General features: G+C 73.7%; 10 protein-coding genes. 4 read left to right on the forward strand and 6 right to left on the reverse strand.

What is annotated here, in order from left to right:
* The 5 genes from MFF42_RS10570 to MFF42_RS10590 form a co-directional block, all read right to left on the reverse strand.
* Nucleotides 1-620 (reverse strand): VWA domain-containing protein (locus tag MFF42_RS10570; protein ID WP_238255720.1); only part of this gene is annotated, 620 nt, incomplete at its 3' end.
* A gap of 13 nt (nt 621-633) precedes the next feature.
* Nucleotides 634-1,653 carry a VWA domain-containing protein gene (locus tag MFF42_RS10575; RefSeq protein ID WP_238255721.1) on the reverse strand — a complete coding sequence of 340 codons (1,020 nt, stop codon included), beginning with the start codon at nt 1,651-1,653 and terminating at the stop codon, nt 634-636.
* 6 nt (nt 1,654-1,659) lie between these two features.
* A complete protein-coding gene (locus MFF42_RS10580; RefSeq protein ID WP_238255729.1) occupies nt 1,660-2,118 on the reverse strand; it encodes a DUF4381 family protein in 459 nt (152 codons plus the stop codon).
* A 132-nt stretch (nt 2,119-2,250) separates the two neighbouring features.
* Nucleotides 2,251-3,189 (reverse strand): DUF58 domain-containing protein, encoded by a 939-nt coding sequence (locus MFF42_RS10585; protein WP_238255722.1) that lies wholly within the window; start codon nt 3,187-3,189, stop codon nt 2,251-2,253.
* A 5-nt stretch (nt 3,190-3,194) separates the two neighbouring features.
* Complete coding sequence (locus MFF42_RS10590; RefSeq protein ID WP_238255723.1) at nt 3,195-4,190, reverse strand: AAA family ATPase; 996 nt, start codon at nt 4,188-4,190, stop codon at nt 3,195-3,197.
* Nucleotides 4,191-4,485: 295 nt separating this feature from the next.
* Here MFF42_RS10590 and MFF42_RS10595 point away from each other — a divergent pair, with 295 nt between their 5' ends.
* From MFF42_RS10595 to MFF42_RS10605, 3 genes are all read left to right on the forward strand, one after another.
* A complete protein-coding gene (locus MFF42_RS10595; RefSeq protein ID WP_238255724.1) occupies nt 4,486-5,202 on the forward strand; it encodes an MgtC/SapB family protein in 717 nt (238 codons plus the stop codon).
* Nucleotides 5,203-5,264: 62 nt separating this feature from the next.
* On the forward strand, nt 5,265-5,450 hold the full coding sequence (locus tag MFF42_RS10600) for a hypothetical protein (RefSeq protein WP_238255725.1): 186 nt from the start codon (nt 5,265-5,267) through the stop codon (nt 5,448-5,450).
* Between the two features lie 64 nt (nt 5,451-5,514).
* Entirely contained in the window at nt 5,515-6,201 is a 687-nt protein-coding gene (locus MFF42_RS10605) for an SDR family oxidoreductase (RefSeq protein WP_238255726.1), read from the forward strand.
* 15 nt (nt 6,202-6,216) lie between these two features.
* On the opposite strand, the gene MFF42_RS10610 is transcribed toward MFF42_RS10605, so the two are convergent.
* Nucleotides 6,217-6,585 (reverse strand): hypothetical protein, encoded by a 369-nt coding sequence (locus tag MFF42_RS10610; protein ID WP_238255727.1) that lies wholly within the window; start codon nt 6,583-6,585, stop codon nt 6,217-6,219.
* A 314-nt stretch (nt 6,586-6,899) separates the two neighbouring features.
* Between MFF42_RS10610 and MFF42_RS10615 the strand changes: the two genes are divergently transcribed.
* On the forward strand, nt 6,900-7,700 hold an 801-nt coding region (locus MFF42_RS10615), incomplete at its 3' end, for a C40 family peptidase (RefSeq protein ID WP_238255728.1).

Below are 7,700 nucleotides of genomic sequence, written 5' to 3' on the forward strand. Positions count from 1 at the left end.
CGCTCGGCGGCCTGGCCGATGCCGTCGCCGTCGGAGATCAGCACCACGTCGGCGGCAACGACATTCGCTTCGGCCAGCGTCCGGCGGGCGAGAGCCAGACCGCGCTCCGGGTGGCTGCCCCGGTCGGGCACGGTGTCGGCGTCAAGGGCGAACAGGGTGGTGGCGAGGCTGTCGCGGTCGTTGGTGGGCGAGAGCGCGGTGTAGGCGTCGCCGGCGTAGACGATCAGCGCCAGCGAGCGGGTGCCCGCGGCCTCGGCCACCGCCTGCGCCGCCTGCCGTGCCTCCTTGAAGCGCCCGCCCTCGGTGACCGAGCGGGAGAGGTCAAGCACGACCACCGTGGCGTCGAGGTTGCGGAAGGTCGCGGCCTCCGGGCGCTCGACCGCCGGACCGGTGAGGGCCAGGGCCAGGATGCCGGCGGCGAGCGCGGCGGCGAGGTTGGCCTGCCGCCGCCCGCCGAGCAGGGCACCGCGGCGGGCGTAGAGCGCCATCAGGTGGGGATCGACCGCCTTGCTCCAGTCGCCGAGCGGCGCCGAGCGCCACGCGGCGCGCAGGGCCAGCACCGCCACCACGGGCAGCGCGAGGAACCAGAGCGGGCGCAGGAGGGTGAGCGTTTCGATCATGCGATTGGCCCGATCATGTCCTGCGCCGCGTCGCCAGGAGCCCGCAGGCGCAGAGGAAGGCCAGCGCCGCCGGCCAGGGCCAGAGGTCGCGCCGCAGGGGCAGCGGCGGCGCCTTGGCGCGCCCGCCCTCCAGCTCGTCGATGGCGTTCGCCACGCTCTCGAGATCGTCGGTGGTCTTCACCCGGAACGCCCGGCCGCCGCTGGTCTCGGCCATGGCCCGCAGGGTCTCGACATCGACCACGTCCTGCTCGTTGTTGGGGTTGTCGGCCATGTCGATCGGGCCGAGCGCGATGGTGTAGACGCGCACGCCGAGCTCTTTGGCCAAAGCCGCCACGTCCTTCGGCGCGGTCTGGCCGGCATTGTTCGCGCCGTCCGAGAGCAGCACCACGACCTTGTCGCGGGATGGGGGCGGCCCCTCGCCGTCGGCGGCCGCGACCTGGGCCGGGGCGAGGCGCTTGAGGGCGAGGCCGAGCCCGTCGCCGATGCCGGTGGAGCGCCCGACGAGGCCGATCGTCGCCTCCTCCAGGGTGCGGGCGACGGCCGCCGTGTCGAAGGTCGGGGCCGCGGCGACGTAGGCCTGATCGGCGAATTCGACGAGGCCGATGCGGTCGCCGGCCCGGCGGCGGATGAACTCGGCGCCGACCCGCTTCACCGCGGCGAGCCGGCTCACCGTCTCGCCGTCAAGGGAAAAGTCTTTGCGCTCCATGCTGCCCGAAAGGTCGAGGGCGAGCACGATCTCGCGGGCCGAGGCGGGCAACGCGGTGGCGGGCAGCACGAGACGGGGACCGGCGAGCGCGACCACGAGCGCGACCCAGAGCGTGCCGATGAGCCAGAGCCGCCGCCGGCCGCGGGCGGCGATGCTCTCGGTCCGCTCCGCGCCGAGGACGAGGGAGGGCGGGACGCGGAGCGCCCCGCTGCCGCCCTCGCGCTCCGGCGGGATCAGCCGGGCGGCCAGCGGCAGGGGCAGGAGCAGCAGGGCGAGTGGCGTCGCGAAGTCGAAGGCGGAGGCGAGGGCGGTGATCCAGGCGGGCATCGGGGGTCAGGCCCGGATCTGCGAGAGCATGCGGCCGAGGCCGGCATCGATGGCCGCGGGATCGACGGCGTCCGGCCGTCGATAGAGGTCGTCGGCGAAGACGCGGCCGGGGCCGTTGCGGAAGAAGTCGGTGCCGAAGGTGGCATCGAGCGTCGCGGCCCAGGCGGGGCCGCGGCTGCGCGCCGCCTCCTCGCCCTTCAGCGTGCGGACCACGCGGCGCAGGAGACGGGCCTGCGCGACGCGCCGGGCCTCGGGCTCGAGCCGGGCGGCGAGCGCCAGCTCGCGCAGGGCGGCCCGGCGCAGAGAGGCGCCGCGCCGCGCCCGGAGGAGGCGGATCCCGCCGACGAGCAGCGCGAGGCCGAAGCCGACGACGATGGCGGCCACCATCTCGGGCTGCACCGCGGCGCTGCCCCCGGTGGGGAGGTGCAGGCCGCGCAGGGCGGAGAGGTCGGGGGGCGTCATGATCGCTGCACCCGCTCTCCTCCCCCTTGTGGGGAGGAGTTGGAGGTGGGGGTGGCGCAGGATGAGGCGAAGCGGTGTCTTCTGAACCACCCCCACCCCTGGCCCCTCCCCACAGGGGGGAGGGGGAAGCGCGTCTCACAGCACCGCATCGAGCCGCTCCATCAGCGGGGCGTAGCTCTCCGGCCCGGCCTCGACATCGATGCGCAGGCCCTCGATGCCGCAGGCGTGAAGGCGGGCGAGGCGCGGATCGACCTCCGCCACGGCCGGCGCCCCGCGGCGGGCCTGGACGGTGCCGCGGTGTCCGTCCGGCAGGGCGTAGGGGTAGAAGCCGGCCGGGCGCACCCGCTCGAAGGCGTCGCTGACCAGCAGCAGGCGGATCGAGAGCCGCTCGGCGAGCGCGGTGATCAGGCTCTCGAAATCCGGCCCCGGCGCGTCGAGGGCGCTCGCGACGACGAGGTGCCCGCCGGAGGGCAGCAGCGAGCGGGCGAGCGCCAGGGTGTCGGTGAGCGGCGGGTCGTCCGCCGCCGGGTTCGCCAGCGCCGCGGCGTGGGCGTGGGCCATCGCCCCGGTGACGGCGGTCATCGCCCGCTCGCCGCCGGCCGGGCGCACCACCGACGGCTCGCCTGCCCCCGCGGCGATCAGGCCGATGCGCCCGCCATCGCCGACGATGCGCCAGCCGAGCAGCGCCAACGCCTCCGCCGCCGCGACCGAGCGGAGCGCCCGGCGGGTGCCGAACAGCATCGAGGGCCGGAAGTCGGCGAGCAGCACCACGGCGCGGTCACGCTCGTCGTGATGGGTGCGCACGTGCAGCTCGCCGGTGCGGGCGGTGGCGTTGCGGTCGATGAAGCGGCGGTCGTCGCCCTCGGACCAGGGCCGCACGTCGTCCGGCTCCGAGCCGCGCCCGCGCTTGCGCGTGACGATGCCCCCCGGCAGGCCGGCGATGGTGCGGGTCGAGGGCGAGACGCCGCGCCGGGCGAGATGGCGCAGGCTCATCAGCCCGGCGCCGGAGAGATGGATGCCGGGGGCACCGGACGGGTCGCTCGGGTCGCTCGATGGGGCCGCGCTCGCGGTCATGGCGGCTACAGCGCCCGCGTCCGCTCGACCAGCCCGCCGACGATGCCCCGCGTGGTGCGCCCCTCGGCCGCCGCGCGCCAGGTCAGGCCGATGCGGTGCGAGAGGGCGTCGGCGGCCAATTCGGAAATATCCTCGGGCACGACGTGGTCGCGGCCGTGCAGGTAGGCCCGCGCCTTGCCGGCCACCATCAGCGCCAGCGTTCCGCGCGGCGAGGCCGGGTGCTCGATCGCCGCGCGCAGCTCCGGCGCGACGCTGTCGCCGCGGGTGCCGGCCACGAGCCGCACGAGATAGTCCTTGAGGGCCGGCGAGACGTAGGTGGCGAGCGCGGCCTCGCGGGCGGCGATCACCTCGGCGACCGACAGCTTCACCGGCATCGCCTCGGCGTGGTGGTTCAGCTCGCCCTCGACGAGGTCGAGGATGCGGCGCTCGGAGGCCTCGTCCGGCATCTCGACGACGACGTGGAGCAGGAAGCGGTCGAGCTGCGCCTCGGGCAGCGGGAAGGTGCCCGCGTGCTCGATCGGGTTCTGCGTCGCCACCACCATGAAGGGGTCGGGCAGGCGGTGGGTGTGGCCGGAGACCGTGATCTGCCCCTCCGCCATCGCCTCCAGCAGGGCCGACTGCACCTTGGGCGGGGCGCGGTTCACCTCGTCCACGAGGATCAGAGAGTGGAACAGGGGGCCGGGCAGGAACTCGAAGGTGCCCGCATCCTGGCGCCAGACCGTGGTGCCGGTGAGGTCCGCGGGCATGAGGTCGGGCGTGCATTGCACCCGGGCGAAGGAGCCGTCGAGCCCGTCCGACAGGCGCTTGACCGCGCGGGTCTTGGCGAGCCCCGGTGCGCCCTCGATCAGCAGGTGGCCGCCGGTCAGCAGCCCGATCAGCAGGCGCTCGACCAGCTTGTCGGCGCCGATCAGGCCGTGGCTCAGTCCGTCGCGGAGCTGGAGGATGCGGTCGCGCACCGGCGCCGCCTCCGCCGCCGGCCGGGCGAGTGCCTCGACGCTCATGCGCGCGCCCCTGCCGGCATCCCGCGCGCCGGTCGCGCTTCGGCGCCCGTCGCAGGCGAACGATCCTGCCGCATCCGCATCTCCTCCGCGTGGGTTTTTCTTATGGCTCCCACAATCTTGCCGGTGTGCCCGTTGCCCGGTCGCCGCGTCAATCCCGCCTCCCACCGCTTGCCCTGGGCAAATTGACCGCACATCGCCGCGCGCGGGCGGAACGGTGAGGTCGCGTCACGCAACTGTCACGCTCGTGCGACAGCGGGGAAACCCCGCGATCCCGAAAAGGTCCCCGAACGGTTCGATGCCCGGCCCCTTTCCCTTTCCCACGCCCGAAGCCTTGAACACCGGCATCAGCCTCGCGGTCGCCTTCGGCCTCGGCACCCTGATCGGGGTCGAGCGGCAGTATCGGCAGCGCAGCGCGGGCTTGCGCACCGCCGTGCTGGTGGCGCTGGGCGCCGCCGCCTTCGTCGATCTCGGCATGCGCCTGACCGGCGGCGAGGGGGCGACCCGGGTCGTCGCCTACGTCGTTTCCGGTATCGGCTTCCTCGGCGCGGGCGTCATCATGAAGGAGGGGATGAACGTGCGCGGCCTCAACACCGCCGCGACCCTCTGGTGCGCGGCGGCGGTGGGTGCCTTCGCCGGGGCCGACATGCCGCTGGAGGCCTGCTTCGTCACCATCGCGGTGCTCGCCGGCAACACGCTGCTGCGCCCGCTCGTCAACATCATCGACCGCATCCCCATCGACGAGAGCGCGACGGAGGCGACCTACGAGGTACAGGTGACGGTGCCGGCCGAGTCCGCCGGCCTCGCCCGCGACCTGCTGGTGGAGCGCCTGGAGGCCGCGGACTACCCCGTCGGCACGACGGAGGTGGAGGAGCGCGGCGAGACCACCGTCGATGTCATCGCCACGCTCACCGCGACGACGGTCCATTCCAAGGACCTCGACGCCGTGGTGGCCGATCTGGAGAAGCGGCCCGAGGTGCGCCACGCGACCTGGACGGTGCAGACGGGGGATTGAGGCGGCTCGCCCGGCAGGTCCGAGCGTGTCATCGTGGTCGCCGCGGCTGCAGGGGGCGTATCATGGCGAAGCGCGTGGAGGACAGGAACATCGGCGAGGCCGTTCCGACACGGTCAGGCGAACCGGCGGCCAAGCCCCGCCGCTTCACGCTCGCGGAGCTTCTCGTGGGCGCCGAGCATCTTCCGAAGCTCCATGCGGCCCTAAAGGGAGCGCTTGACGGTCCCTCGATTGGTGCGGAACTCGGCTGAATCGTCCCGAGAGATCGCTGCCGGCTTTCGGACGAAGACGACGCTCCACAGCGAGGCGATCACCATGCCTGACTCACAAAAACACGCCCTGATCGTCGGCGCCTCCCGCGGGATCGGTCTCGGCCTCGCCGAGACGTTTCTGCGGCGCGGCTGGCAGGTCACGGCGACCCGGCGCGGTCCCGCGCCCAGCCTCGAACGTCTCGCGGCGGAAGGCGTGCAGGTCGAGACGGTGGATATCGACGACGATGCCGCCGTCGCGGCCCTGCACGGGCGCCTGGGCCACAAAAGATTCGATCTGATCTTCGTCGTGGCCGGCGTTCTGATCGAGGCGGACCGGCCGCTCTCCGCCGTGTCGCGAGCGGTCCACGCGAAGGTGTACCTCACCAATGCGGTGAGCCCGATCCTGTTCGCGGAAGCGTTTCGCGCGAGGCTGGCGCCCGGCGGCACGCTCGCCTTCATGTCCTCGGTGCTCGGCAGCGTGGCCCTCAACACCGAGGGCGGCTGGGAAAACTACCGTGCGAGCAAGGCGGCGCTGAACACCCATGCCCGGAGCTTCGCGGCGCGCCACGCCGACCGCGATTTCGGCGTGCTGCTGCTGCATCCGGGCTGGGTCGCCACCGATATGGGCGGCGAGGGCGCCGACCTCGACGTGGCGACGAGCGCGGCCGGGCTGGCGGACGTGATCGAGGCGAGGGCCGGCCGGACCGATCTCGCCTTCCTCGATTATCGGGGCGAGACGCTGCCCTGGTAACTTGCCTGGTAACCGTCAGCGGCGCGGGTCGAGGGGCCGGCTGCGGCGCTCGACCACCACCGTCGGGCGGCTGCGGCGCTCGACGATGACGGCGCGCGGCGGCGCGCGGTTCGGGCTCGTCGGCGCCAGGATGCGTTGCTCCTGCGGCCGGTGCGACGGGCGTGCCGCGGCCTTGGCGGCGGCGACCACGTGAGGGCGCACCTCGTCCGGGCCGAGGCCGATCAGCCCGCAAGCGATCTCCACCTGCTGCTCGACGTCGTCGGCGAGGTCCTGGGCGGCGGCGACCGCCTCGGCCACCGTGGGCGGCTCGCGCCGCACCCGGATCGGAGGCAGATCCTGGAAGCTCTTGGGGGTTTTCTTCACGGCACGACTCGCGGTCTTCATGCACCGATCATAGGACGGCCCATCCGGTTTGTGCATTGCACACACATCGGACGTGACGGACCGCCGGCCGCATGGCTGCCGGGCGGACGCCCCGCTCGTCGAGCATGCAGGATGCGCGCCGATCCGGAGCGGCGCCAGCACATTCGTTGACGAGCCCGCCCGGCGTGGACGGCCGGCGATGGTCAAAATGTCGCGGCGGCGCAGCACAGGGGGGCGCGGCTCCGAGATCGATCCGTGCCTGCCGAAATTCGCCCGTGCGAAAAGACCATCCATCCCGAATCCCGCCCCGATCCTGCGTCAGGCACGGCTCCGCGATGCCAGACACCCTTGATCCCCGCCTCACCCCGGCCCGGCCCGACCTCGCCGACATCCGCTTGAAGGGCGTCGTCGCGGCCGAGCGCTACGTCGAAGGCGAGGCGGCGCGGGTCGTCCTGCCCTCCGCCCCCCTGCGCCGCGCGCCGCGCCCGGATGCCGGGCTCGACACCGAGGCGGTGATGGGCGACGCGGTGACGGTCTATGAGACCCGCGACGGCTTCGCCTGGGTTCAGTTCACCCGCGACGGCTATGTCGGCTACCTGCCGGCTGAGGCGCTCGGGCCCGCCGATCCGGCACCGACCCATCGGGTCGCCGCCTTGCGCACCTTCGTCTACCCGGCGCCCGACCTGAAGCGGCCGCATCTCGCCCATCTGAGCCTCGGCGCGGCCTTCGCGGCGGAGGCGCGCGAGGGCGAGTACTGGCGGCTCGCGCGGGGCGGCTTCGTCTTTGCCGGCCATGCCGTCGCGCTCGGGACCGCCGAACCGGATTTCGCCGCCACCGCCGAGCGGCTCGTCGGGACGCCCTATCTCTGGGGCGGGCGCACCAGCCTCGGCCTCGATTGCTCGGGCCTCGTGCAGCTCTGCCTGCAAAATGCGGGGCGGCCCTGCCCGCGCGACGCCGACCAGCAGGAGCGGGCGCTCGGCACCCCCCTGGCGCCGGGGCTCGACGGGCTGCAGCGCGGCGACCTCGTGTTCTGGAAGGGCCATGTCGGGCTGATGCTCGACGCCGACCGGCTGATCCACGCCAACGGCCACCACATGGCGGTGGCGGTCGAGCCCCTGCGCGAGGCGGTGGAGCGC

Source organism: Methylorubrum podarium (assembly GCF_022179745.1).
Taxonomy (GTDB): domain Bacteria; phylum Pseudomonadota; class Alphaproteobacteria; order Rhizobiales; family Beijerinckiaceae; genus Methylobacterium; species Methylobacterium podarium.

Coding starts and splice junctions, on each gene's coding strand:
- MFF42_RS10575 (WP_238255721.1), bottom strand. CDS start 1,653: ATGCCCGCCTGGATCACCGCCCTCGCCTCCGCCTTCGACTTCGCGACG.
- MFF42_RS10585 (WP_238255722.1), bottom strand. CDS start 3,189: ATGACCGCGAGCGCGGCCCCATCGAGCGACCCGAGCGACCCGTCCGGT.
- MFF42_RS10590 (WP_238255723.1), bottom strand. CDS start 4,190: ATGAGCGTCGAGGCACTCGCCCGGCCGGCGGCGGAGGCGGCGCCGGTG.
- MFF42_RS10595 (WP_238255724.1), top strand. CDS start 4,486: ATGCCCGGCCCCTTTCCCTTTCCCACGCCCGAAGCCTTGAACACCGGC.
- MFF42_RS10600 (WP_238255725.1), top strand. CDS start 5,265: ATGGCGAAGCGCGTGGAGGACAGGAACATCGGCGAGGCCGTTCCGACA.
- MFF42_RS10605 (WP_238255726.1), top strand. CDS start 5,515: ATGCCTGACTCACAAAAACACGCCCTGATCGTCGGCGCCTCCCGCGGG.
- MFF42_RS10610 (WP_238255727.1), bottom strand. CDS start 6,585: ATGAAGACCGCGAGTCGTGCCGTGAAGAAAACCCCCAAGAGCTTCCAG.